This is a genomic window from Streptomyces sp. PT12, from assembly GCF_003311645.1.
GTDB lineage: Bacteria > Actinomycetota > Actinomycetes > Streptomycetales > Streptomycetaceae > Streptomyces.
The window spans coordinates 1-25,999 of the sequence record NZ_QEST01000039.1 but is presented as its reverse complement, the minus strand read 5'-3'; the positions used below and the strand labels follow the sequence as shown (position 1 = coordinate 25,999).

General features: G+C 68.4%; 19 protein-coding genes and 2 tRNA genes. 8 read left to right on the top strand and 13 right to left on the bottom strand.

What is annotated here, in order from left to right; all coding sequences use genetic code 11:
- The first annotated feature begins 36 nt into the window (after positions 1 to 36).
- On the top strand, positions 37 to 2,964 hold the full coding sequence (gene tmk, locus DEH69_RS04130; protein WP_113685500.1) for a dTMP kinase: 2,928 nt from the start codon (positions 37 to 39) through the stop codon (positions 2,962 to 2,964).
- A gap of 94 nt (positions 2,965 to 3,058) precedes the next feature.
- On the opposite strand, the gene DEH69_RS04125 is transcribed toward tmk, so the two are convergent.
- A complete protein-coding gene (locus DEH69_RS04125) occupies positions 3,059 to 3,757 on the bottom strand; it encodes a hypothetical protein (protein ID WP_147255400.1) in 699 nt (232 codons plus the stop codon).
- Between the two features lie 186 nt (positions 3,758 to 3,943).
- Here DEH69_RS04125 and DEH69_RS04120 point away from each other — a divergent pair, with 186 nt between their 5' ends.
- From DEH69_RS04120 to DEH69_RS30920, 6 genes are all read left to right on the top strand, one after another.
- A complete protein-coding gene (locus DEH69_RS04120) occupies positions 3,944 to 5,194 on the top strand; it encodes a DNA polymerase III subunit delta' (RefSeq protein ID WP_113685498.1) in 1,251 nt (416 codons plus the stop codon).
- 48 nt (positions 5,195 to 5,242) lie between these two features.
- Positions 5,243 to 6,853 (top strand): alpha/beta hydrolase, encoded by a 1,611-nt coding sequence (locus DEH69_RS04115; RefSeq protein ID WP_113685497.1) that lies wholly within the window; start codon positions 5,243 to 5,245, stop codon positions 6,851 to 6,853.
- A gap of 282 nt (positions 6,854 to 7,135) precedes the next feature.
- Positions 7,136 to 7,209, top strand: a tRNA-Thr gene (locus DEH69_RS04105).
- 458 nt (positions 7,210 to 7,667) lie between these two features.
- The gene (gene hsdR / locus DEH69_RS04100; protein WP_181727249.1) at positions 7,668 to 10,094 is read left to right on the top strand and encodes an EcoAI/FtnUII family type I restriction enzme subunit R; all 2,427 of its coding nucleotides are present in this window, start codon (positions 7,668 to 7,670) and stop codon (positions 10,092 to 10,094) included.
- Between the two features lie 243 nt (positions 10,095 to 10,337).
- Positions 10,338 to 11,858, top strand: coding sequence for a class I SAM-dependent DNA methyltransferase (locus tag DEH69_RS04095; protein WP_113685494.1), 1,521 nt, complete (start codon positions 10,338 to 10,340; stop codon positions 11,856 to 11,858).
- Between the two features lie 191 nt (positions 11,859 to 12,049).
- Entirely contained in the window at positions 12,050 to 13,003 is a 954-nt protein-coding gene (locus DEH69_RS30920; protein WP_147255396.1) for a restriction endonuclease subunit S, read from the top strand.
- Here DEH69_RS30920 and DEH69_RS04090 read toward each other — a convergent pair.
- The 12 genes from DEH69_RS04090 to DEH69_RS04035 all read right to left on the bottom strand — a co-directional run bounded on the left by DEH69_RS04090 (position 12,987) and on the right by DEH69_RS04035 (position 25,570).
- Positions 12,987 to 13,655, bottom strand: coding sequence for a RadC family protein (locus DEH69_RS04090; RefSeq protein ID WP_113685493.1), 669 nt, complete (start codon positions 13,653 to 13,655; stop codon positions 12,987 to 12,989). The two genes, DEH69_RS30920 and DEH69_RS04090, sit on opposite strands and share 17 nt — an antisense overlap.
- 13 nt (positions 13,656 to 13,668) lie before the next feature.
- Positions 13,669 to 15,381, bottom strand: a complete 1,713-nt coding sequence (locus DEH69_RS04085) for a DUF262 domain-containing protein (protein ID WP_113685492.1) — start codon at positions 15,379 to 15,381, stop codon at positions 13,669 to 13,671.
- A gap of 242 nt (positions 15,382 to 15,623) precedes the next feature.
- Positions 15,624 to 16,340: a restriction endonuclease gene (locus DEH69_RS04080; RefSeq protein ID WP_181727248.1), complete on the bottom strand. Its 717-nt coding sequence runs from the start codon at positions 16,338 to 16,340 to the stop codon at positions 15,624 to 15,626.
- Positions 16,341 to 16,413: 73 nt separating this feature from the next.
- Entirely contained in the window at positions 16,414 to 17,394 is a 981-nt protein-coding gene (locus tag DEH69_RS04075; protein WP_113685490.1) for a hypothetical protein, read from the bottom strand.
- Entirely contained in the window at positions 17,388 to 18,188 is an 801-nt protein-coding gene (locus tag DEH69_RS04070) for a glycosyltransferase (protein ID WP_258534418.1), read from the bottom strand. The genes DEH69_RS04075 and DEH69_RS04070 overlap by 7 nt, the downstream gene beginning before the upstream one ends.
- A 222-nt stretch (positions 18,189 to 18,410) precedes the next feature.
- The gene (gene serS / locus DEH69_RS04065) at positions 18,411 to 19,706 is read right to left on the bottom strand and encodes a serine--tRNA ligase (RefSeq protein ID WP_113685488.1); all 1,296 of its coding nucleotides are present in this window, start codon (positions 19,704 to 19,706) and stop codon (positions 18,411 to 18,413) included.
- The gene (locus tag DEH69_RS04060; protein WP_113685512.1) at positions 19,699 to 20,406 is read right to left on the bottom strand and encodes a histidine phosphatase family protein; all 708 of its coding nucleotides are present in this window, start codon (positions 20,404 to 20,406) and stop codon (positions 19,699 to 19,701) included. The genes serS and DEH69_RS04060 overlap by 8 nt, the downstream gene beginning before the upstream one ends.
- Positions 20,407 to 20,411: 5 nt before the next feature.
- Complete coding sequence (locus DEH69_RS04055) at positions 20,412 to 21,323, bottom strand: aminoglycoside phosphotransferase family protein (protein WP_113685487.1); 912 nt, start codon at positions 21,321 to 21,323, stop codon at positions 20,412 to 20,414.
- The gene (locus DEH69_RS04050; RefSeq protein ID WP_113685486.1) at positions 21,323 to 22,573 is read right to left on the bottom strand and encodes a methionine adenosyltransferase; all 1,251 of its coding nucleotides are present in this window, start codon (positions 22,571 to 22,573) and stop codon (positions 21,323 to 21,325) included. The genes DEH69_RS04055 and DEH69_RS04050 overlap by 1 nt, the downstream gene beginning before the upstream one ends.
- A 71-nt stretch (positions 22,574 to 22,644) precedes the next feature.
- Positions 22,645 to 23,679 carry an aminoglycoside phosphotransferase family protein gene (locus tag DEH69_RS04045; protein ID WP_113685485.1) on the bottom strand — a complete coding sequence of 345 codons (1,035 nt, stop codon included), beginning with the start codon at positions 23,677 to 23,679 and terminating at the stop codon, positions 22,645 to 22,647.
- 92 nt (positions 23,680 to 23,771) lie between these two features.
- On the bottom strand, positions 23,772 to 24,332 hold the full coding sequence (locus DEH69_RS04040; RefSeq protein ID WP_113685511.1) for a flavoprotein: 561 nt from the start codon (positions 24,330 to 24,332) through the stop codon (positions 23,772 to 23,774).
- A 2-nt stretch (positions 24,333 to 24,334) separates the two neighbouring features.
- Positions 24,335 to 25,570, bottom strand: coding sequence for a helix-turn-helix domain-containing protein (locus tag DEH69_RS04035; RefSeq protein WP_113685484.1), 1,236 nt, complete (start codon positions 25,568 to 25,570; stop codon positions 24,335 to 24,337).
- Between the two features lie 298 nt (positions 25,571 to 25,868).
- Between DEH69_RS04035 and DEH69_RS31260 the strand changes: the two genes are divergently transcribed.
- Positions 25,869 to 25,939 (top strand) — tRNA-Thr (locus tag DEH69_RS31260).
- The last annotated feature ends 60 nt before the right edge of the window (positions 25,940 to 25,999 follow it).

Here is a 25,999-nt window from a genome sequence, read left to right as displayed (position 1 = left end):
GCAATCCCCTCCGCCACGAAGGTTACGCTGGCCGGCATGACGCGAGCAGAGCAACCAGAGGTTGTCGACCCCGCCCGCGGCGCCACCGACGAGGCGCTCGCCGCGGATTCCCGCGAGCGCGCCAGGCGCGCACTGCTCCAGGTGCCCGAGCTGCGGCGCCTGTGGGAGGCACGGGTCACCGGCGGCATCGGTGACGCCCTCGGCCTGCTCGTGCTGCTCCTGCTCACCGTGCAGGCCGCGCTGTACGCGCCGGTCGGCGGCGAGCCGGTGTTCGGCGGCGACTACCGCGGCGTCGCGCTCGCCCTGGCGGTCGCGCTCGGCGTGCGCCTCGCGGCAACGCTGCTCGCGGGCGTCGTGCTGCTCGGCCCGATCGCCGGGCTGCTCGCGCCATCGGGCCGGTTGGACCGCCGCTGGACCATGATCGGCGCGGACGGCCTGCGCGTCGCGCTGCTGATCGTCGCCCCGCTGTGGATCGACTGGGTCCCCGAAAGCGCGTATGTCTACATCCTGCTGACGATCTTCGTCACGGGCCTGGCGGAACGCGTCTGGACCGTCGCGCGCGACAGCGTCGCCCCCGCCCTGCTGCCGCCGCCCCCGCTCGAGGGCGCCGCCGTCCGCCCGCTGCCCGACCACCACGAGGCGCTGCGGCGCCTGTGGCTGCGCAGCGGCTATGTCGCCATCCCGGCCGCCGCCGCCGTGCTGGTGGGCGCGGGGCTGATCAGCAACCTGCTGGCGACCTGGCTCGACTGGTTCGGCGAGCACCAGGCCGCGATGGGCTCCTACATCGCCGCGGGCTTCTTCGCCGCGGCCATCTCCGTCCTGTACTTCCTGCGGCTGCCCGGCACCGAGCCGCGGCGGCCCGTCTCGCCGCTCGAAGGGCTGCGCCGCCCTTCCGCGGGGACCGGCACCGACAAGGGCAGGACCGGGGCCATCCCGGTGCTCGTCGTCGGCTGCGCCGCCGCCGCGGCCTCGATCGCCGCCGCGGTCACGCTGAGCGTGCTGCACGCGTTCGACCTGGGCGGCGGGCCCGTGCTGTTCGGGCTGCTCGTGCTCGCGCTGACCGGGGGCGTGGCGGGGGGCGTGCGCCTGGCGCCCGCGCTGCTGCCCGCGCTCTCCCGACGCAGGCTGTTCGCGCTGGCGCTCGCGCTCACCGGGCTCGGCCTCTTCGGCACGGGCCTCATCCCGGACCCCGCGACCGTGCTGTTCACCGCGGCGCTCACAGGGCTTGCCGCGGGCGCGGCCGCGCACACCGGACACGTGCTGCTCGACCAGGAGACCGAGGACTTCCGCAGGCCCCGGCTCACCCGCCACCTGCACGCCGTCTCCCGCGTCGCCGTCGCGACGGCCGCCGTCGCGGCCCCGCTGGCCGCCGCGCTGATCGGCCCGCACCGGGTCGAGCGGGGCGACTTCACGATCGACCACGGGGGCGCCGCGTTCACCCTCATGATCGTCGGGGCGTTGCTGCTGCCCGTGGCCGCCGTCGTGCTCGGCCGCACCGACGACCGGCGGGGCGTCCCGCTCCGCCGCGACCTGGTGGAGGCGGCCCGCGGCGGCTTCGAGCCCGAGGCCGCGCCGCTGGCCACCGGCTTCTTCATCGCCGTCGAGGGCGGCGACGGGGCGGGCAAGTCCACGCAGGTCGAGGCGCTGGCCGAGTGGATCCGCGGCAAGGGCCACGAGGTGGTCGTCACCCATGAGCCGGGCGCCACCCCGCTCGGGCAGCGGCTGCGGACGATCCTGCTCGACGTCTCGTCGGGCGGCCTGTCGCACGAGGCCGAGGCCCTCCTCTACGCCGCCGACCGCGCCGAGCACGTCTCGTCCGTCATCCGCCCCGCACTCGAACGCGGCGCGATCGTGATCTCCGACCGGTACACCGACTCCTCGGTCGCCTACCAGGGCGCGGGCCGCGACCTCTCGTCGACCGAGGTCGCCCGCATCTCGCGCTGGGCCACCGGCGGCCTGGTGCCGCACCTGACCGTGCTGCTCGACGTCTCACCCGAGACCGCGCGCGAACGCTTCACCGAGGCGCCCGACCGGCTGGAGTCCGAGCCGAGTGAGTTCCACCAGCGGGTGCGGGCGGGGTTCCTCGCGCTCGCCGCGGCCGACCCCGCGCGTTACCTGGTGATCGACGCGGGCCAGGACCCCGAGTCCGTCACCACCGCCGCGCGCCACCGGCTCGACCAGATGCTTCCGCTCTCCGAGGCCGAGATCCGAGCCCAGGAGGAGGCTCGGCGGCGTGCGGAGGAGGAGGCGCGCCGGCGTGCGGAGGAGGAGCGCAAGCGCAAGGAAGAGGAAGAGCGCCTGGAGCGTGAACGCCAGGCCGAGCTCGCGCGGTTGCGCGCCGAGGAAGAGGAGCGCAAGCGCCGCGAGGAGGAGGAGCGCAAGCGCGCCGAGGAGGCGCGCCGCGTGGAAGAGGCGCGGCTGCGCGCCGAGGAGGCCCGCCGCAAGGCCGAGGAGGAGCGCCTCCGCAGGGAGGCGGAGGAGCGGCTGCGCCGTGAGGAGGAGGAACGCCGCCGCCGCGAGGCCGAGGAGGAGGCGCGGCTGCGCGCCCAGGCCGAGGAACGGCGCAGGGAGAAGCAGCGCAAGGCCGAGGAAGCGCTCCTGCGCGCCGAGGAGGCGCGGCTGGCCGCCCAGGACAACACCGACACCGTCCAGGTGCCGCTCCCGAGCGACCCCGACAGCGAGCAGACCGCCATCATCCCGCGCGGCGAGGGCCCCGAGACGGCCGATCAGACGCGGCCGCTGCCGCGGCTGAGCGACGAGGAGGCGGCCGCCGCCCGCTCCCGGCGCTCCCGGCGCCCGCAGTGGGCCGAGGAGACGCCGCTCGACGACGTTCCGACGCTGGCCGACGAATTGCTCGGCCCGCACCGGGAGGCGGACGACGACAGCGCGGTCGACGGCGCGGACGACGGCCGGGACGGCGGCGAGGGCGAGGGCGGCCGGGGCGGGCGCGGACGGCGGCGCTGAGGGGCGCGCGGGGCGCCGACCCGGCGCCCGGAGCCAACGCACGCGCGGGCGGTCCCGTTGAACGCGGTACCGAGCCCGTTGAACGCGCGCCCGCTCACGCCGGGTTCTCCTGATCCGTGGCGCCCGTGCCGGGGCGGCAGGTGACGCTGCCGAGCGTCACCTCGCGGTCGCCCACCCGCAGCCGCAGGGCGTGCACCGTGAGGGCGCCATCGGCCTCGGTGATGCGCTCGTTGAGGTACGCGCGCCCGGCGCCGCCGGGGAGCGCGACGGTGGTGCCGGGCGCCGGTCGGGGCTCCAACGCGACGTCCTGCGCGCCCCGTACGGCGATCGCCGCGCCCTCGACCGTCGCCGAGCCGAGCGGCGCCGCCCCCGGGGCCGCCGAGCACTCGGCGTGCACCGCTCCGACGCGCAGCCGGACCGTTCCCAGGTCGAGCGCGGCGTCGCCCACCCCCGCGCGCGCCCGCACGCGGCCCGTCGCCGCGTCGCCCGAAGCGGACGCGGTGACGTCATGGGCGCTGCCCGCGTCGCCGAAGGCGACCGTGGCGAGCGACACCCGCCGTGGCCCCGCCGGATAGGTGGCCTGGCCCTCCGCGAGGGCCAGGGCGCCCGGCTCGTCGGGCCGCTGGCCGAGGCTGGCGAACGCGCCGAGCCCGCCGCTCGAACCCCGATCCGCCGCGCCCGCCCACGCCGGCGCCGCGCCCGAGACGGCGGCCAGGAGCGCGGCGGCGCACAGCGCGCCTCGGCGGGCGCCGCGCGCGCCACGCCACCGGGCGCCGGAGAGAATGCTGATCATGCGGTCAACGTGCCACGGCCCCGCCCCGCCGCCCGCCCGGCCCGCGCCGTGGCACGGGTCCACCGCCGCAGGTTCCGCCGAACGGCCCCGGCTGTCAGTGGGGTGCCGCAGAATGAACGCGGCGGTCCCGTGGAGGGGCCGACTGCCCGCCCGCGTGGGGAAGTGCATGGGGAAGGAGGGAAGGCGTTGACCGTCTGGGACGACCTCGTCGGCCAGGACCGGGTGACCGCTCAGCTCACCGCGGCGGCGCGCGACGCGCACGCGCTGGTGACCGCGGGAGGCGGCACCGGCGCGGAGCCGGACCGCGGCGGCGCGGATCCCAGGGGCGCGGATCCCAGGGGCGCGGAATCGGAGGGCTCGGCGATGACCCACGCCTGGCTGTTCACAGGGCCACCGGGCTCGGGCCGGGCCACGGCGGCACGCGCGTTCGCCGCCGCGCTCCAGTGCGTCAGCCCCGACCTGGCGCTCGGCGGCGCGCCCGGCTGCGGCTTCTGCGACGGCTGCCACACGACCCTCGTCGGCACCCACGCCGACGTCGAGATCATCCGCACCGACCTGCTGACCATCGGCGTCAAGGAGACCCGCGAGCTCGTGCGCCGCGCCCAGCTCTCCCCGGCGGGCGGCCGCTGGCAGGTCATCGTGGTCGAGGACGCCGACCGCCTCACCGAGGGCGCGGGGAACGTCCTGCTGAAGGCCGTCGAGGAGCCCGCCCCCCGCACCGTCTGGCTGCTGTGCGCCCCCTCGACCGAGGACGCGCTGCCCACCATCAGGTCCCGCTGCCGCCATCTCGCCCTGCGCACCCCGCCGGTCGACGCCGTCGCCGACGTGCTGATGCGACGCGACGGCATCGAGCCCGACATCGCGCGCGCCGCGGCCCAGGCCACCCAGGGCCACTTCGAGCGCGCCCGGCGCCTGGCCACCGACGAGCGCGCCCGCGCGCGCAGGGCCGCCGTTCTCGCGATCCCCGAGCGCCTCACCGACGTCGGCGCGTGCCTGCGCGCCGCCCAGGAGCTGGTCGACGCCGCGGCGGCGGACGCCAAGCAGCTCGCCGATGAGCGCGACGAGAAGGAGACCGAGGAGCTGCGCGCCGCGCTCGGCGGCGGCGAGGGGAAGCGGATGCCCCGCGGCACGGCGGGCGCCATGAAGGAGCTCGAGGACCGCCAGAAGCGGCGCGCCACCCGCACCCAGCGGGACGCACTCGACCTGGCGCTCACCGACCTCACGGGGTTCTACCGGGACGTCCTGGCACGGCAGTTGGGCTCATCGGTCGCCCTCGCGGGGGGCGAGAGCGCCGCGTCCGTCGAGCGGATCGCCGCCGCGTCGAGCGCCGAGCGGACGCTGCGCCGGATGGAGGCGGTGCTCGACTGCCGCACCGCCCTCGACCGCAATGTCGCCCCCCTGCTGGCCGTCGAGGCGATGACCATGGCCCTGCGCTGAGCGGTTACGCTCACGGGACGACCAGGCACCATTCAGCACGGGGGACCCATGCGCACCGCACGCCGTTTCACCGTCGCCCTCGCGGCCCTGACCACCTCGGCCCTCGTCCTGAGCGGCTGCTCCTCGGACGACCGCCCCGACGAGCGCTCGCCTAACGCCTCGGGCGACTCCGGCAGCGAGTCACCGCCCCCGCCGCCCGACGCCCCCGACGCGCCCGCGCTCGAGCCGTTGCCCGAGGAGATCCCGGCCGAGCTCCAGCCGTACTACCAGCAAGAGCTGAACTGGACCTCGTGCGGCGCCTCCGGCTTCCAGTGCGCGGCCCTGACCGTCCCCCTGGATTACGACAACGCCGGGGCCTCCCCCGACATCCAGCTCACCGTCACCCGCTCCCGCGCCACCGACCCTGACGAGCGCATCGGCGCCCTCCTGATGAACCCGGGGGGCCCCGGCGCCTCCGCCGTCGACTTCGCCCAGAGCTCGTCGTCGTTCCTGTTCCCGCAGGACGTGCGCGCCCGGTACGACATGGTCGGCCTCGACCCGCGCGGCACAGGCGGCAGCGAGCCCGTCGAGTGCCTCGGCGGCGAGGAGATGGACGCGTACACCCTCACCGACCGCACCCCCGACTCCGACGCGGAGATCGAGGAGCTGCTCGCGGCCATGGACGAGTTCGCCCAGGGCTGCGAGGAGCGCTCCGGCGAGCTGCTGAGCCACATCTCCACCATCGAGTCCGCGCGCGACATGGACCTCCTGCGCGCCGTCCTCGGCGACGAGCGGCTGCACTACGTCGGCTTCTCGTACGGCACCAAGCTCGGCGCGGTCTACGCGGGCCTCTTCCCGCAACGCACCGGGCGGTTGGTGCTCGACGCCGCGATGGACCCGCGGCTCCCCACACTCAACACCGACCGCGAGCAGGCGGGCGGCTTCGAGACGGCGTTCAGGTCGTTCGCCGACGACTGCACATCGAACGACGACTGCCCGCTCGGCACCGGCGACGCGGACTCCGCCTCGGCCGCGTTGCTCGACTTCTTCGCCGCGGTCGACGCCGAGCCCCTGCCCTCGGGCGACCCCGACCGCCCGCTCACCGAGTCCCTTGCCACCACCGGCGTCTCGTACGCGCTCTACGCCGAGGACCTGTGGCCCACGCTGCGCGACGCCCTGTCCGCGGCGATCGACGACGGCGACGGCGCCCCGCTGCTCGACCTCGCCGACTCCTACAACGAACGCGACCCGGGCGGCACTTACGGCACCACGATGTTCGCCTTCCCGGCGATCAGCTGCCTGGACAGCCCCGCGGGCAACGCCGACCCCGACGCCGTCCGCGCGGCGCTCGCCTCGTACGAGGAGGCGTCGCCGACGTTCGGCCGCGACTTCGCCTGGGCCACCCTGCTGTGCGCCGCCTGGCCCGTCGAGCCGACCGGCCACCCGGTCAGCATCCCGGCCACCGGCGCGACGGACATCCTGGTCATCGGCACCCTCCGCGACCCGGCCACCCCGTACGCGTGGGCGCAGGGCCTGGCCGACCAGTTGGAGACGGGCATCCTGCTCACCTACGACGGCGACGGCCACGGCGCGTACGGCGGCGCGAGCGACTGCGTCGACTCGGCGGTGAACTCCTACCTCCTGGACAACGTCAGCCCCGAGGAAAACGTCACCTGCTGATGGCCCGACCCGCTGGTGGCCTGCGATGATAACCGCATGCCATGCATCCGCTACCGCACCGCCATATCGGCGCAGACCGAAGGCGACCCACTCCCGGCGGGAGTGACCGAGCAGGAGCTCAGCACCCACCTGACCACGTGCCTGGACTGCCATCGCTGGTCGAAACGCCTGCGCGCCCTCCGCGCGGCGACGGACGACCTGCTCCGCATAAGGCATTCGGGGGCACCCACCAAACCTGTGTAGACTGACGAGCGCTGCGGCCCCCAAGGACCGCAAGCGCCCGCCGCCTTAGCTCAGTCGGCCAGAGCGACGCACTCGTAATGCGTAGGTCGAGGGTTCGATTCCCTCAGGCGGCTCCGCAAAGCCCCAGGCAGATAGCATCTGACCTGGGGCTTTTGTGTATCCACGACGTGCAGGCTTAGCCAGTGCGACGTTGTGAAGCCGTGGGCGTGAGCGTGGCGTGAGCGGAGGTGCTCTTGATCTTGCGTCTCGTCATTGCGGAGCGTCTTCCCGCGCGTCGTCAAGGACGGCGCAGAGCCTGGCTCAGGCTGAGCGGAGGCGCCGTTGTGCCCGAGGGGGTCGGAGACGACAGGCCAGCGGTCATCTCGTCGTCCAGCGCGACGACACAGGATCCGTTGAGTCGGTCTGTGACGCGATGCTCAACGCAATTGCAGTGGTATGAGGAGGGTCCTGGCGAGCCGTAGCAGACAGCATCCGTCGGGTGCGTTCACTTCATGCGGTCGAGTGGCCGATTGCCATGGCATCAGCAGTCCTCCTGATGTACCAATCTTCTGTGGGGAGGAGCAGAGTGGGGATGAACGAGCAGGAGACGTGCCGGACCTTGGTCGTGCCGGCCCTGGCGGCCGCAGGGTGGGACAAGAAGCAAGTCCGGGAGCAGTACTCGATCACTGACGGCAAGATGATGGCGTCATCCCGGAGGCATCGACGTGGACCGGCCCTGGTTGCGGACTTCGTGTTGGAGTACCGCGACGACGTACCGATCGCCGTAGTCGAGGCCAAGCGGACCAGCGTCGACGTGGCTTCGGGTATCGAGCAGGCCAAGCGCTACGCGCGACGCCTCGGACTGCCTGTCGCCTATGCGACCAACGGCCATGAGATCTGGGAGATCGAGATCGGTGGCAACCGTCACCAAGTCCCGCGGTTTCCGTCACCGGAAGAGCTCTGGGCGCGGTACTGCGACGATAAGGAGATCACGTCCGAGCTGGAGCGCGAACTGGTGCTCGCGCCGTTCGACACCAGGGTGCGCAACAGCGATCTCACCCCGAAGCGCCCTCGCTACTACCAGCGCAGCGCCGTCAACGAGGCCTTGCTGGCACTCGCTCGGGGGCAGAAGCGCATCTTGCTGACCCTCGCCACTGGTACAGGGAAGACCATGGTCGCCTTCCAGCTGGTCTCGAAGCTGCGGCAGAGCTCTTGGACGGGAGTCGAAAAGCCTCGTGTCCTGTACCTCGCCGACCGCAACATCCTCGTCGATCAGCCGAAGGACGACTATTTCGAGCCGGTGTTCGGGGACGTCGTCCACAAGATCGGCGGCGGTCACCCGCAGCGCGCGCGGCAGATCTTCTTCGCCCTGTACCAGTCCCTGGATCGCGGGGACGAGCAGGCGCTGTTCAGCCAGTACCCACCGGACTACTTTGACCTCATCATCGTCGATGAGTGTCACCGCGGCAGTGCCAGTAGCGACTCGCAGTGGCGAGCGATCTTGGAACACTTCGCGCCGGCCACTCAGCTTGGGCTGACCGCGACCCCGATCCGGGCGAAGGACCGCGATACGTTGCAGTACTTCGGCGAGCCTGTCTATGAGTACTCGCTCAAGGACGGTATCGAGGACGGTTTCCTTGCTCCTTACCGTCTGCGCCGGGTGCATCTGAACATCGACTTGACGGGCTTCCAGCCCGAGCCCGGCCAGCTCGACGTTGATGGTGATGAGATCCCGGATAGGCTCTACACACAGAGGCACTTCGAGAAGGCGCTCGCCATCCAAGAGCGGACCGATGAAGCCGCCCGCTATCTCACCGACTACCTGCGTCAGACCGATCGTCTCGGCAAGACGATTGTCTTCTGTGAGAACAACGACCACGCGCATCGTCTGGTCGCTGCCCTAAACCAAGCGAATCTGGACATGGTCGCACAGTTCCCAGACTACGTTTGCCGGATCACTGACGATGACGGTAAGCCTGGGCGGGAGCTCCTGGACAGGTTCAGGAAGGACGACACGGACGAACCGGTGATCGCGGTCACAAGTCAGATGTTGACCACCGGCGTGGACATCCCCTCAGTGCGGAACATCGTGATCCTGCGGCGGATCCAATCCATGCCGCAGTTCAAGCAGATCATCGGGCGGGGCACGCGGCTGTGCCTGGACATCGAGAAGGGATCGTTCGACATCATCGACTTCGTTGAGGCGACCACCCTCTTCAACGACCCGGAGTTCGACGGGCCACCGCTGCGTCTCATCGACGACCGGACCAACGAACAGGGGCAGTTGGTCGAGAGCGTCGATACGGAAGCGGAAGATGGTGCGGACGAGGAAGTCGCTGAGCCAGAAACCACGTTCGAGTCACAGGCCGGCGGGGTGCTGGAGAAGAACGACGACGGCCTCATCGTCACTGACGAGGACTTGGCCGACCGGATCCAGAGTGGCAAGAAGCGCATTTACGTCACTGGCGTCGAGGTCTTTGTCTGGAACGACGTGCACTATCAACTACAGCCCGACGGCGTGACGTTGAAGATGGTGCGCTACCGCGAGTTCGTGCATGACCGGGTACTGGAGCTCAACCTGTCGCCAACAGACCTGCGCACACAGTGGGCAACCGCCAAGAGCCGCGCGGTTCTGCGCAAGCGGCTTGATGAAGAGAGCCAGATCACCGAGGAAGACCTCCTGCGGAAGTTGGACCACCCCGAAGTAGATCCAATCGATCTGCTCATCAACGCGGCCTGGGAGCTACCGCTCATCAGCCGAGCTGAGCGAGCGCATCGCACGCGACGCGAGCATGAGGCGTTCCTCAAGAGCTTCGCACCTGAAGCCAGGACCGTACTGGACGCGCTGCTTGACAAGTTTGTCGAACACGGAGCATCCGAGCTGTCAGCGAGCGCGCTGAGGGTACCGCCGATCCGGAAGATGGGCACCGTCTCGCAGCTGGCGAAGCGTTTCGGCGGAGTCCAGGACCTGCACCATGCCATCGATGAGCTCGGAAAACGGATTTTCGATGTTGCTTAGCTTCGCGTCACTTTGATCCCCTTCTAGTGCATATGCGAAATTGGCGCGAGATGAGGCGATATGCTGCTGCTAGGCTGATGCCGTGCTCAGCGACGAAACCGCTCGTGCCGACTGTGGCGGATCGCCATCTGTCAGCACCGTTGCTGCACAGCCGCACCGTCAATGACGGTTGGCACCCTTGACACCGCGCTCGCCTTGCCGCGCAGGAATAGCTGTAAACGAAACCACTGGAACGGACCTCTGATGCCTACCGAGGACACGGCCGACCAACTGGCCATCGACGTGCCCGCCCAGCCCAAGAGGTGGACCCGCGCCGAATTGCAGTCAGCCATCAAGTCAGCCCGCGACATCATGCGTAAGGACGCAGGGCTCAACGGTGACCTCGATCGGCTGCCACAGCTGTCCTGGATCCTGTTTCTACGAGCGTTCGACGTGTGCGTGGAGCAGGAACGAGCCGCCGAGGATCTTTACTACGAACCCGCCATCGCGGAGCCATATAACTGGGAGAGCTGGGGAGCGCGAACGGAGTTCACCGGTCAGGAGTTTCTTGAGTTTGTTAACGCAAAGCTGCTGCCGTACCTGCGCGGGCTGAGTAGCGATGATGAGGGCGACCCACGCAACGTGATCTCCACTATCTTTCAGGAGGTCAACAACCGGATGCTATCGGGTACCTTGCTGCGTGATCTGGTCAATATCGTCAACGACATCAGCTTCGAGTCTGCGGACGACATCCACACGATGGCGTTCGTCTATGAGTCGATCCTCAAAGAAATGCGTGATGCCGCCGGCGACTCCGGCGAATTCTACACACCGCGACCGGTGATTCGTTTCATGGTCGAGCAGTCGTTCCTCAAGCTGGGCATGTCGATCCTTGACCCCGCGTGCGGGACCGGCGGATTTCTCGTCGAGGCGTACGATGAACTCAAGGAACTTCCCCAATCGCAGACACAGCTCGCCGAGTTGCAGCACAACATTCGCGGCATCGAGAAGAAGCCGCTGCCGTACCTACTTGTCATGATGAACCTGCTGTTGCACGGTATCGACGTCCCTAATGTGTTGCGCGATAATGCACTTCTGCGCATGCGAAATGAAAGCAGTCCCCGGCACCGAGTGGACGTCGTCCTCACTAATCCGCCGTTCGGTGGCGAGGAGGAGACGTCCGTGGCCAAGCGGTTTGATGCCGCAGGGATGGCAACGCGGGAGACTGCTTGGCTTTTCCTGTACTCGGTGATCGAGCGGCTCAAGCCTGGAGGGCGATGCGCGATCGTTCTGCCGAATGGTTCACTCTTCGGCGGCGGAATCGGCGCCAAGATCAAGAAGAAGCTCGTGCGGGAGTGCAACCTGCATACCATTGTCCGGCTCCCTCAAGGTGTCTTCGCGCCCTACACCCAAATTCCGGCGAACCTGCTCTTCTTTGAAAAGACCGGACCGACAAAGGAGACCTGGTTTTACGAGATTCCGCTTCCGGAAGGGCGGCGCGGCTACACCAAGACCAAGCCTATGCGATACGAGGAGTTCGCAGACTGTGCCAAGTGGTGGGGCGGCGAGGCGCGAAAGGGGCGGGAGCAGAACGAATTCGCTTGGAAGGTCTCGGCGGCCGACATCGAGTCTGGTGGCTACAACCTCGACTTGGCCAACCCGCATGCGGGCGATGACCTGGCCCACCGGTCGCCAGAGGATCTCGTGGACGAGTTGATCAAAACGGAGCAGGAGATTCTGGGGCTGCTGGGCGAGCTCAAGGTGGAGTTGGAGAGTGAGCGGTGACTGCTCTGCCGCTGCGGCCCTTTGGCGTTGCGCTCGTACGTGCAACAACCTCAACTCATGTTGAGGATGGGAACGAGTATGGTATCACTGGAATCTACAGCTTTGGGAAAGGGTTGATTAAGAGGGGCGTGATTCAAGGATCGGAAACCTCATACAAGACTCTAACCTCGATTACAGCTGGCCAACTCGTCATGAGTAAGCTCAATGCATGGGAAGGTGCACTTGCCGTCGTGCCTATCCCGTTCGATGGAACTCATGTTTCCCCAGAATATCCGGTCTTCGATATTAATTCCGAGCTTGCGGACCCTGCTTATGTGAGGCATCTTGTTGCCTGGCCCCCGTTGTGGGAGCTCTTGACTCCACGTGGGTCGATGGTGCGTCGTAAGCGAACCACCCCGGAAACGCTACTGAATACGCCGGTCCCTCTTCCCGAGCTCAGCGAACAGCGGCGCATCGCAGACCGGCTTGACGCGACCCTCGGTCGAGCTGACGCGGTGCTCGACCTGCGCAAGAGAATGACCACGCTACAGGGCAACCTCGCGGCCTCGCTGATTGCATCAGCTGTGGAGTCGGCCACTGAGTCGGTTCGTATGGGTGACGTGATTGCACTTGAACGTACCGCCCTTGACATCGATCCCGACAGCGAATACCGAGTGATTGGGATGCGATCATTTGGGAAGGGGGTCATCAGGTACCCCGCTTCACTTGGCTCCGAGGTGAGCCGCATGAACTACTTCACCTTCCCTGCGGAAGCGCTCATTCTCAGCAATATCAAGGCATGGGAAGGGGCCATCGGGATCACCAGTCGAGAAGAATCGAGAGATTACGTAGCCTCGAATCGATTCCTCACCTATGTGCCGGTAGACGACCGCGTGAATATTGGTTACCTGCGCCACTACCTTCTGTCTCGGGAAGGCCTTGCAAAGGTCTCGGCTGCTTCTCCTGGCGGTGCGGACCGCAACCGCACCCTCGGCCGCAAGCGATTCGAGGCCCTGACCTTCCGTCTTCCCCCACGTTCCGTTCAAGACCGGATCGCTCGCACGCTCGACGCCCTTGCCGAGCGGTTGGATTCGGCCTACTCCGAGCCCGCGCTCGACGCGCTCCGGCCTTCGCTTCTCAACGCCGCGTTTACAGGTCAGTTGTGACTCGCCGCCACGCATCGTCCGTCACGACTACGTGATCAAGGAAGCGTAGGCCGACCGCTGCGGCGGCCTCTCGTAGACGGGTGGTCGCCCGGCGGTCGGGGCCGCTCGGGGTGGGGTCGCCGGTGGGGTGGTTGTGGGCGACGCCGAAGGACGAGCCGCCGGAGGCAAGAACGAGTGCGAGGACGTCGCGGACTGGGATCAGGTTGCGGTCGCTCGCGCCATCCGTGAGGCGCGCCGTGCGGAGAACTGTGTCTGCCGTGTCACAGACCACGACGACGACCCGCTCGTGCCGCAGTCCCCGCAGTAACGGAGCGGCTGCGGTGGCCAAGTCGGCCGTCGTGACGATGCGGCAACGGTCGGCCGCCCCTTCGTTGGCCACACGTCGCGCGAGGTGGAACGCGGCAGCGACCCGTACCGCCTTGGCGGGGCCCATCCCCGGTAGGCCGACCAACGCCTGCGGGTCCGCCCTTGCCAATCCTCGCAGTCCGCCGTGCGCGGCAATCAGCTCACCGGCCAATTCCACCGCGTCACGCCCCCGCGTGCCGGAACCCAGCAGCAGAGCGAGCAACTCCCGGTCGGCGAGCGCCTCCGCCCCCAGAGCCCACAACCGTTCGCGTGGCCGGTCGCCAGCCGGCATGTCCGTGACTCGCATCTGTGGTAGCCGCTCAGTCCGCGGAGTCCCGGTCGACCGGTTCGTCGGCCGCGCCGATATCGCTCTCGGTTTCGTCGGACATCGCCACGTACTCCCGTACCCCGTCCGCTGACGTGCCGATGAGCTGCATCAGCCGCTGGTGCAAGGTTTCGGAGCGGGCTTGCAGGAAGCCTTCGTAGTCGTCCCGCAGGGCCGCGTCGAAGGCCGTGTCGTCCACCAGACATGTGGCAAGGCGCGCGCGGATGGTAGCTGTGCCCTGCGTCTCGCAGAGGTCCTTGAGATAGACCGACGGAGGCTGGTCACTGATATAGATGTTGGTCACCGAGCTGAGCATGATCAGATTGGCGCAGACGTTGGCTCGGTTGACTCCCAGTCCCTGCTTCTTGAGGAACGACTTCGGGAAGAAGTGATGGAACTCCTTGTCATTCTGCCAAGACAGAGCCTTGTCCGTATCGATGCGCCGGCCGTGGCGCAGATCCACAGGATGAGCTTCCGCGAGCAACAGGCCGAGGAGTTTCGAAGGTGCATTGGTCGTACGGAACTGGCTGCGACGCCACAACACACTGCGTGGCAGGCCCGCTCCGACCTCGATCTCGGCGCTTTCGCCTTGCGCGAAGGCACGTACGGCCTCGCGGTCATCAGACATCTGCCGGGCGTTCCAACCTTTGAAGTACTCGCCGCTGGCCGTCAGCCAGAACCACCGCTCGATAGCGTCGAACTGGGCAGCCGTGGGCTTCGGTACCTGGCGGAAGATCTCGACAAGGACCGCGAACTGATTGTAGTAGGGCAGGGCTGACGCCCGGGGTGTGCGGATCTGGGTGGTCAGGAAATCTACCGCCAGCCTTGACGCCTCCTCTGCCGCCTGCACCGCGCGTGCCAGTTCCTCCCGTGACAGGTCGCGCATCCTGTTCATGTCTTCGCGAGAGAAGCCGAAGCCGGCCGCCGCCGAGATCGTACGCAGTATGGTTTTGGTGTCGACGCGGCCATATCTCTTCTGGTCGAGCACGTCGAGCAGCGTGTCGATCTCGTCCTTCAGGTCGAATTCAGGACTCCATGTCGCCGCGCGCATCAGGTCAACGACCGTGAGGGGCGTGGCCGTACTGTTGATCCGTTCGAAAACCTTGGCAACCTCGGTCGACGGCATCCCTCGCAAGGTGATCACTGCGATCTGGTAGTTCGAGAAACGGTTGTACAGGGCCTTGGCTCTCTCCTGGAGTTCATCGGACCCAGTCTTCGATGCACGGTCTGCGAACTCGAAGCCATCTGAGAGCAGACGAACCGGAATGAGATGGGGCGGCGGCTCGTCCAGGGTGGTGGCGTGCCTGAATTCCTGCTGCTCAAGGTCGTAGACAATGTTCCAGGCGCTGTCGGGATCGTTGTCCGGCTGCCAGTGGAGGGCACCGCAGATGCTGGCCAAACGTTGCTGGCCGTCGAGGATGTAGTTCACGGGGTAGCCGTGCCGCTGCTCTCCCACGGCAAGGCCCGCGACCGTGCGCTCACTGGCCAGCTGCTCGGTGCTCTGCCAGAGCAGAACACTGCCGATCGGGTAGTTGCGCGACACGGAGTCGAGCAGGTCGAGGATCTGCTGCCGTGTCCACACGAAGTTCCGTTGGAACTTCGGCAGCACGACATCCCCCTCAAGCACCCGGTCCACAACGGTCAGCAGCCGAGGCACGTTGGAGTCGGGGTCCTGAGCCTTGCGCTTCTGGCTGGGAATGGTTGCCATACAAATCCCCCATCGACCGCGGTTGTCGTCAGTGTAGGAGGCCCCTCTGACAACAATCGATGCCAGTCGGTTACCGCCCCTGTGGCTGGCCAACGATGCTCTCCTGGGACGCAGCCCGACCGGCGCACCAGCGCGGCACGGCCGACGATGGCCGCGGAAGCTGCGGAGCTGTAGCCGCTGCGGAAGAAGGTGGCCCGGACGGGAGCGCTTCTGCGCTGGCACCGAGCCAGGGCGCTGGGCGGTCAGCTCGCCGGCTTCTTCCTGCGGCCTCTCCCGGGTTCACCGTACGTCTTCTTCCAGGTCTTCAGGTGCTTCCGGTCGCCCTGGCCGCCGACGCCTGCCTGGAGGATGTACTCCAGCCGGGAGCCCTTGAGCCACGAGGCGAAGAGGTTGCGGCCGATGACGATGATGTCGTTGTCGTTCGCGTACTTCTCGGCATCGGTGGTGAATCTGGTGTTCGTGACGAAGATCGCGACATCGGCCGAGAAACTGGTCCGAGCCCCCAACAGGTCTCGCATGTCACGGCTGATGACCGACCGGTGCGTGGCGAAGTGCTTGCACTGGACCACCATCGAGCGACCGTCCGGTAGCACGCCCGCCACGTCCCTGCCCAGGTCCCCCTTTCCACCGACCCACTTGGCCTCAGGGCAGCCCCCCTCACGGAACATGGCGGCCACCATCCGCTCGAAGTCCCGCCAGTGCAGCTTGTCCACCTTCTCCAGCGTGCGGTTGGCATCCAGCACCCGCTGCTCCGCCCGGAATACCGCGTCTTTGCGGCGTATCTCCCGGTGGGTGCGCCAGCCCCACCACACCAGGGCCCCGACGCCGGCCAGTCCCACCGCCGCGAGCACGAGCGGCCAGATCCGCGACCAGAAGATCACCACCGCCGCCAGCAGTGCGATGCCGGCGGCCGTTAACCGCCGGTTCCGCTTGCGCCGCCATCCACGCCGCCGTGCCATCAGCCTCATCCCCCTCCAAATCCGTCACCAACACCAAGCGTGGACGAGAAGCCACTCTGCGCGAAAGAGGCCCTCACCGCTGCACCCCCAGCTCCGTCTCAAGGACACGCGTCGTCTCGGGCCATGCCACCCGGAGGGCCGTGACTGCGCTCCAGAACTCGTGGTGCGCGCGGATGACGGTGCTGAAGCCGAAGGGTGAGTGGTCTGCGGGGACCGTGGCCAGGACGCGGCGGGTGATGCTGCCGGCGCCGCGGGGCGCGGGGGTGATGCCGTTGCCGAGGAGGAGGGTGGCCGTGCGGAGCGCGTCGAGGACCTTGCGGGGCGCGGTGCGGGCCCATGGGCCGAAGATGAGGTCTGGCCATGGCTGGCGGGAGCGGGCCCAGGCGAGGCGTTCGAGGGCGGTGCCGAGGTCCACAGCGATGCGTGCGGGGTTGGTGGCGTTCCAGAGGAGCACGATGTCGCCGAGGGGGAGGTCGGCGTGGCGGAACCGGAGGGTAGTCCCCTCGACTTCGCGGCGGCGCCAGACGGTCAGGCGTCCGTGCACGCTGATGTGCCGGGCGTGCATGCCGAGGCGGGACAGGATTGTCAGCCATTCGTCGAGGACCGTGGCGTACTCGACGATGTCCTGGATGGGCTCGACGCGGGAGACGTTGACGAAGGAGGTCAGGAAGCCGTCGCGGAGCATGCCGTCGGCGTCGCGTTGGCCCGTGAAGCGGACCACCGGTTGGGGCAGGAAGCTGCGGCGGTGGGTGACGGGGCGCCCGTCTTTGAGCAGAGGGTCGAGGGCTTGGACGGCTGAGATGGTGAGCTCGGTCTCTCGGCCCCAGCGCAGCGGCAGGCAGGGGGCGCGGGGGACTCCCTGCGCGGCGAATGCCTTCTCGATCATGGCCAGGAACTCGGGCCAGGTGGGTGTGCGTCGAGGTGGGTGGTAGGGGCTGCCGCGGTCGCGGTGGCGGATCTCCAGGTGGTCGCCATCGGTGGCGTACTCCCAGCGGGACCCCAGGGCTTTGCGGAGCAGGGCGGACAGGTGGGCGGGCGCCGATGTCGTCAGCACGGCCGTGACGACAGGGTCTCGAAGTGGCGTTGGGGGTCGAATCGGTGCTGGCCGATGGCTTGGACCTCGGCGTGGTCCAGGTCGTCGGTGCGGGTGATGGCGGCGGCCAGGGCTCGTGCGGCGGTTTCGTCGTCTTCCTCGGGGGAGAGCACGGTGGTCGTGCCGGTGCGGTCGCAGAGGGCTGCCTCGGCGCAGGTGCCCTTGCGCCATGTGAGGGCGGCTACCGGGGTGCCGGCGCGCAGGGACTCGCCGAAGATAGCGGCGCCTGCTTCGACGTAGGTGCGGGCGTGGGTGTAGACGAAGACGGCGGCCTCGCGGAAGGCGGCTGTCTTGGCATGACCGCCGACTTCGCCGACCCACTCGACGTGATCGGCGGTGAAGAGCTTCTCGTGCCGTTTGACGTAGTCGGCGTCGAAGACGGGGCCGACGAGGCGGATGCGGCGGCGGAGGATCTGCGCGGCGCGGACCGCGAGGTGTGGGGCCTTCTGCTCGTCGATCCGGCCGAGCCAGACCAGATCGCGGCCCGGTACGGACGGCGGCTCGGTTTCGTTCAGGCCGAGGTGGACGGCGAGTTCGGCGATCGGCTGGTGCGCGGCGTACCGCTCAATCATTTCGGGTGAGTAGCAGTACAGCCGGGTGTGGGTGCCGTCGAAGGCGTCGGCGGCGTGCCGGAAGTCCGGGGCGTGCTGGAAGGTGGCAACGTCGCAGTCCAGTTCCTCGCGGGTGCGTCGCCATGTGGAGAGGGTGGGGTATTCGTGGCCGACGACCAGGAGGTCGTATCCGGCGGAGCGCAACTCGCGGGCCTCGGTCGATCGGGGAGCAGTATCCTCCAGGCGGATTGGCTTCCGTGTCCATTCCGGGCCCAGGTCTCGGCGCCAGCCTGGTCCGAGGAGGTGTACGTCGGCGCCTGCGGCTCGTGCCCCTACGGCGACTGCCCACAGCCATCGTTCGATTCCGCCGTAGCCGGCCGGGGGGAATGCGTAGCTGCCCGGGAAGTCGCAGACGCCGACTAACACTTATGCCTCCGATGGAGTTCCGTCCGCCTGGATACGGCGGAAGCCGAGGTAGGGGACGAGGGCTTCGGGCAGGGTCACGGAGCCGTCCTGCTGCTGGTGCTGTTCGAGCAACGCGGCCAGGGTGCGGCCGATGGGCAGTCCTGAGCCGTTCAGGGTGGCCACGGGCACGGTCTTGCCGTGCTCATCGCGCGTGCGGATACCAGCCCGACGGGCCTGGAAGGTGCCGCAGTCCGAGACGGACGAGATCTCGCGGTAGGTGTTCTGGCTTGGGAGCCACACCTCGATGTCGTACGTGAGCTGGGCGGAGAAGCTCATGTCGCCTGCGGCGAGCGTCACCACGCGGTAGGCAAGATCGAGCTCCTTCAGGCACGCCTCGGCGTGGCTGATCATCTTCTCCTGCTCGGCCTGGGATTCCTCGGCCGCGCAGATGCGGACCATCTCGACCTTGGAGAACTGGTGCTGCCGCAGAATGCCACGGGTGTCGCGGCCGTACGAACCCGCCTCGGAGCGGAAGCAGGGGGTGAAGGCCGTAAGCGCCAGGGGCAGTTCGGCCGACGGGATGATCTCGTCGGCGTAGAGGTTCGTGAGCGGAACCTCGGCGGTCGGGATCAGGAACAGCTCCCGGTCGGCGACGCCGGTGGCGAAGAGGTCCGCTTCGAACTTCGGGAGCTGGCCGGTGCCGGTCATCGTCTTCCGGGTTACGAGGAACGGCACCGAGTGCTCGACGTAGCCGTGTCGGCGGGTGTGGAGGTCCAGGAACAGGGTCGCGAGCGCGCGCTCCAGGGCGGCCCCGACGCCGCGGGCGATGCTGAAGCGCGGACCCGAGAGCTTTGTGGCGCGGCCGAAGTCGAGGATGCCCATGGCCTCGCCGAGGTCAACGTGATCCCTGGGCTCGAACGCGAACGTCGGCGCGGTGCCGACCCGCCGCACCTCGACCGCGAACTCCTCGGAGTCTCCGTCGGGCGCGGAGTCGAGCGGCAGGTTTGGGATGCTCAGCAGCAGCTCGCGCAGTTCGATCTGGATCTGCTCCTGCTCGGCTTCTGCCTCGCGAATCTGCTCCTTGATCTTGCGTGCCGACTCCTTGAGCGCCGAGACGTCCCCGCCGGCCTTCGCCGTCTTCTGCACCTCCTGTGCGACGCGCTTGGATTCGGCCCTCAGTTCGTCGGCGGTGCGGATGCTCTGGTTCCGTCGAGACTGGAGACTCTCCAGGGAGGAGAGGTCCAGGGCGTATCCGCGGCGGGCGAGCCGGCGGACGGCCTCGTCGCCCATGTCGATCAGAACGCGAGCATCATGCATGAGAGGGCTGCTCCTCTAGCGGCTTCTGTGGTGAATCGACGTTAGCAAGGGCGGACGCTGCGTCCGTCCCTGATATCGGTACGTGGCCTGGAGCCCAGCCATGGCGTCGATCCTCGTTGTCGAGCTCGTCGAGCAGGGCCGCGACGTGCTTGCCCATCGGGTCGTCGTCGATGGCCAACGGAACCAGGTACGGCGCCTCGGGAAAGAACAGCGGCATCGCGTTCCCCGGCGTCCGGCTGAGGTGCCAGTCCATGACCGAGAGCAGCAGGCCGTGGGCAACGACAACCCTGGGGCCGGGCTCCTCAAGCGCAGCCATCAGGCCCAGGAGCATGCGGCGGATGCCCTCGCGCTGGCACTCTCCGGCGCCCGGCGGTTCAGCCCACGGACCGTGGTGCTGAAGCCATGCCGCGTACTCCAGGAACGGTGCCCCCTCGAAGCAGCCATAGTCGAGTTCGTTGAGAAGCGGGATGACGACGGGAAGTCGTGCTTCCTCGCCGATGAGGAGTGCGGCGGTCTGCTGGGCGCGCGGGAACGCGCTCGCGATCCACGTCCGCGCCGACTCGATGGGGAGCGACGGCCGGGCGGTGTGGCATGCGCGTACCCCTTCCTCGTCGAGCTGGAGCTGCACGGCCGGGTCGCCGTTGACCAGGTAGCGGGCGCTGTACTCGGTGCGGCCGTGGCGCAGTAGGTGTGTTGTCATCGCGATCACCTCGTCGCCACGATCTTCAGCAGGGCGTCCAGGACAGCCATCATCTGAGGCAAGCGCGGGTCGTTGGTCTCCTCGTAGTACAGGAGGCCGTCCGTGCTCAGCAGCAGGCACCAGGGAAGGATCTCGTCGACGGGGATGCCCGATGTGCGGCTGGCGCGGCGGAGACGATAGGCGGTGCCGCCCCCTACCTGGTAGTAGATCGTCCAGAAGGCCCAGTCGAACGCGGCGTCCCCTGTCATGGGCAGCGGGTCGAGCAGCACCGGCTGCCCGTCCAGGGTGAACGGGACGTTCTCCCGATACAGGTCCGCGTGCAGCACCGTTTGGCGGCGCGGTTCTTCCCGCAGACCAGCTGTATGGGAGAGTGCCCGCTCCGCACGCTGTCGGTGTTCGGTGAGCTTCAGACGCCGGTCGATGCGGGGGCGAACCTCCTCGGCGGTGAAGTCGCGCAAGCTGGGCAGCTCAACGGCGGCGTGGCTATGGGCGCCCTCTTCGTGCACTCGTTGAATCGCAGCGGCGACGAGACCTTCCTCATGTGGTGGACGCACGGCGCCACCGGGGACACCCCCGACCGCGCGCAAAGCCGCGACCGCGCGACTGTCATCCGTCACCTGCACGATGTCGTGCTTCTCGCGGTGCCACAGGCGGAGGGCCCGGAGCTCGCGGGAGTAGCGGTCGCGGTCCGGCCACGCCTTGAGGAGCAGGCGCTCGCCGCGCCGGTCGACAGCAGTGACGAGGACTGAGGCGTGCCCGGCGTCGTGGTAGCCCCCGAGAGTGAGCGACCATCGCGCGGCCGTAGCCGTCAGCAGCCCCGGGGCCGCGTCGATCCAGGCGTTCAGAACCTGGCCGTAGTGGGCGGTCAGCCGCTGGCAGCACCCCGGTGGTACGGGCGGGAGCGTCGAGGCGTCCATTAGCTGAGCAGCACTCCTTCGTGGACCAACTCGTTGGTGAGTGCCGGGAAGTTGCTGAGGGTCTCCTCGATGAGGACCTGGACCTTGTCGACCTGGGCCGTCGGCTCCGAGAGGCGCACGAGAACCCGCCATGGATGGTCGAGTCGTTCGCCCGTCGCGCTGACCAGGTGGACCTCGGCGTACCCACCGGTCTCCTCGTGCAGGGTACGCGCGAGACACATGGCGGCGAGGTTGTAGAGCTTGCCGACGTGGTAGACGGGGTTCTTTCCGCTGGCCCCTTCCATGTTCATCGGACGCAGGGGCGTGATGAGGCCGTTGACGCGGTTGCCGCGGCCGACGACCCCCTCGTCACCCGACTCGATCGAGCTGCCGGTGTAGGTGAGGTAGAACTCGTCGTTCTCCGGGACGTCCCGCACGTTGAGCCTGAAGTCCACGGGGGTGCCCGGGAGCCGCAGGCCGGCGAGGCGCCGGCACTCGGCGAGGATCACCTGCTTGTTCTCCAGGTACGCAGCCCGGCTGCCGACGTGCGGGGACATCTGCGGGACGCAGAGCACCACGGCGGCGCGGTCGCCTTCGTAGTAGCCCATGAGCTTCACGTCCGTGCCGCACCAACGGTGCGCTTCCCTGAAAGGGCTCTCCCCGGAGAGGTTGTCAACGAGCTCGCAGACGAAGGACTCGAACGGGCTCAGCGGCGCCCAGCCGGTACCGAGCGAGGTGTCGTTGGCCAGCAGCACGCGCCGCTCCCGCAGATCGTCGATCGTCCGCGGGGCGAACCACCGGGTGCGCTCCGGTGTGTCTCCCTCGGTCAGGACGGCGCCGGGGCTGGAGTTGCTCGTGATGTGGAACCTGATGTCCAGGTGATCGGCGACTGCGGGCAGCCGCTCGGCGAAGAACGTCCGGACGGTTGTCTCAACGAGGTCATCCACCGGTATCTGGTGGTCACCGCAGGCCGGGGCCGCGCGGCCGTTGACGAGCACGCGCACGGGTGCCACCATGCGCCCGGCGCCGTACCGCACCTCGCTGGCGCCGCCCAGCAACGCGAGCTTGTCGAAGTTGTGGTGTAACACGGCGCCGAAGTGCTCCAGGCAGTAGCGGCTGTACGCCTGGGACAGCCGTTCGGCGAGATGGTCGGCGAGGGTGTCGGGATGGCCGAGGCCCTTGCGTTCCACGATGGTCGTCGCGTCGGGGTAGGGCGTGCCGGTCTCGATCACGACGCGGCTGCTGCCGTAGTTCCTGGCGACTCGGTTCACGGCGGGCTCCTATCGTCTGGCGTGGAAGTACGGAGTGGTCGGGTGCTGGACAGGGACGGATGACGGCGGCGCTAACGCGGCACCCCGTTGCCGCGGAACTCCGCGATCAGGCCGCCGAGCTCTCGGGCTGCCTCCACGGGGGTGGAGGTGCGGGACAACCGGTGGATGTCGTGTGCTGCGAGGCTGTGAAGGTCTTCCGGACGGCGCCGGTCGAGCCACAGGACCAGCCGCCATGCCACGACAGGGCCGAAGGCGGGGACTTGGCCAATGACGTCGAGCGGTAGGCGCTGCCGCGGGGCGCCGAGGTACACCAAGTCGCGCACGAGGTGGAACATGATGTCCGCGTAGTCGCAGACTGCGGGCCCTCGGGCGCTGGCCTCCCAGTCGACGACGTGGACTCGCGCGCCGTCGATCAGCAGGTGCTCGGGCTTGATGTCGCCGTGGAGGTACACCGTAGGCTCAGGGTCCAGGGCGGCGAGCATGGCGTGGAAGTCCTGCCACCAGGGCTGACGACGGCAGCGAGGAGAGAGCTGTCCCGACAGAGATTCGCGGTGGGTGATCGTGCTGCCGCCGTCGCCGTTCTGTCGCCAGCCCGCGCCCGGTGTGAGGCTGAGCCGGCGGCCGTGGCGGTGCACATCCGCTGTGATGGAGAGGGCGCGACGGACGAAGTCGTCCACGCCGCTCGCGGTGGCGATGGAGCACGGTGTGCCGGGAACGAAGCTCAGCACGGACCAGGCGTGATCCACGTGCTCGCCCGTGGCAAGCACAGATGGAGTGGAAGCCCCCGACTGGCAGGCCATTCGCAAGGCATCGGCCTCGCGGTCACGGCGAGCCAGAGGTTCGACTCCGCGATAGATCTTGAGCAGGGCGGATTGGTCCACGGCCGTGCGCGTGATCGAGAACGGCTTGACAGTGGCAGGACCGAACGGGCCGAACCGCTCTCCGCCCTGGTCCGTCCGTCCTGCCGTCAGGGTTCCAAAACCGACGGCGACCTCAGCGGGCGAGCCCGCCTTGTCCCTCACCGATGGGCCGGTGGTGCTGGTCCCAGCGAGGTAGAGGAAGTCGTCCGCTGTTGCGGCGTGCTGCCCGGCCGTGTTCTCCACCATGAGACACAGCTTCGAGGCGTCAGAGAACGAGAGCCCTGACAGTCTGTCCGGGTCGTCTCTGCCTTATGCCTCAGCCGAGTTGACGTCGGACGTCACTTCACGGCGTCGTCGATCGCGTCGAGCACGGCCTGCCATGGCAGCTCCCGCCCGGAGGGTGCTTCGCGCGGCTCATACAGCGGCCAGACGTCGGGACCGTAGACGAGCCGGACGTCGGCCTCTCGCAGAGCGGTGATGTGGCGCTTCCAGGCCGGATGACGGGCGTGGGCGGCGTTGACACGGGGGAAGACCACCACCGGCAGGTCAAGGGTGCCGATGGCCTCTCCCACCTGGGTGAGCACCTGGTTGTCTGCGACGCCGGCGGCGAGCTTGGCCACCGTGTTCGCACTGGCGGGAGCGACGACATAGCAATCCACCGGCGGATGCGGTCTCGCCTCGCCCGGCAGCCGTGGCTCATCCCGTACCGGCAAGCCCGTCGCCTTCTCCAGGCGGTCAACCTCGCCGATCGCCCGCAACCAGCGCCCCGCCGTCGGCGTGAGCGTCACGGCAACCCGCCATCCGCGCGCCAGCGCCGGTTCCACGAGTCCGGCACGCAAGGCTTCCACCCCGCCAGCGCCCGTACCTACGACCCCGAGGACTCCCCGCCGTTTCTCCACGGTCACTGAACCGCCCTACACCGTTGAGCCATGATGAACACCTCCGACGAGCGCGCACCGCTGGTGACCGGGGACTGTTTGATCACGTCGCGGAGCGTGTCTCGCACCCTTGGATTGTTCCGCACGAGCTGCGGCGACGTGCGCTCGGCTGCTCGCAACTCCACGAAGGCATCGTCTCCGCGGCCGGCGAGCGAGAGAGCGCGGGCATAGTCGATCCGATAGGACACACCGCGCTCCGGAGGCATATGGTCCACGTCGATCTGTCCACGGGCCACGACGTACGAGACGTTGTCGAGGTCCAGCTCCGCGGACAGCCGGTGCAATACGACGTTCGTCGGCCCGAAGCTGGTCTGCCAGTAGTTCTCGTCGGATCCGAGCTGGTCTGCGAGCGCTTCGGCTCGGTTCAGCAGGCTCGTTGCCGTGGGCCTGTCCTGGTGCCGCGCCGCGGCGATGGCCGCACGCAGGTGGGTCATGCCCAGCAGGCTCAGGGCGGCCGGGTCGCTGTCGTCCACCCGGGCCGACATCCACCCAGCCGTCGTCTCGCCCAGCTCCATCGCGTCGTCGTATCGGCCGTTCGCCAGCAGGGCATGCGTTCCAGAGCGAGCGGCGGACGCCAAGACCAGCGGGTCACCGGATTCGTCAGCGGCCCGCATGGCTCGTTCGGCGGCAAGCCACGAGATATCGGACTCACCGATCTTGGCCAGGGTCGTGGCGGCGAGGTGGTGCACCCGGGCGGACACAGCCCAGCAGTCCCGGCCGTCCGCGACAGAGCGTGCGGCGTGGTCCTCAAGCTCCAGCGCGGTCTGAAGCAGGGCGGGGAGCATCGCGATGATCTTGCCGAGTCGACCGCCCTGGTAGTCGCTCCAAGCCTGCTCCGCAAGCTGAGCCGTTGGACCAGGACTTGGGAGCTGAGCCTCAGGCTCCGGCCCGAACAAGAGCCGGGAGAGACGTCGCGGACTCATCAACGCGTCACGCACGGCCGGAACGTCATCCTGCTCTCGGTCGTCCTCCATCAGGACGGGTAGCCCGATCAACTCCCCCAGCGGTACACGAAGTACGCGGGCCAGCTCGGCCAGCATGTCGATGCGCGGAGGCTTGCGTCGACCGGTCTCCACCTTCGCCAGCCAGTCGGTACTGCGGCCGACGAGCCCGGCGAGTACCTGCTGGGTGTAGCCGCGGCGCCTCCGATGGAAGGCGATCCGCTCGCCGATGGTCAGATGATCTGCGAGGCCACGCATCCGTGCCGCCTCCCTCTGTGAAGGGCCCTACCCACGATAGTGACGCAGCACGTCAAGAGGTTGTCCTTAGCCGGCCACTCGTTGTTGAAGACCGCTTTGCCGGGCCGCTGCCTGCCTGGGCGGCAAGTTCCAGCACGTCGCTGATCAGCCGGTCCACGTGAACGGGCGAGGAGCTGAGCAGCCGCCGATGGCGTGAGCGTGGCGTGAGCGGACGCCCCTGGACGGGCCTGTCTCAAGCTGTGCCTGCTGGACGTGATGGCACCCGGAGTTGGATGAAAAGCAGGCAAGCTGGATCGCGGCTGCTCCTTCTGGACGGGGACCCTCGCACTCGTAATGCGTAGGTCGAGGGTTCGATTCCCTCAGGCGGCTCCGCAGTCGGGTGGCCCGGAGGGGTCTCGCCTCCGGGCTCCCACAGATCCCGGCGTGACA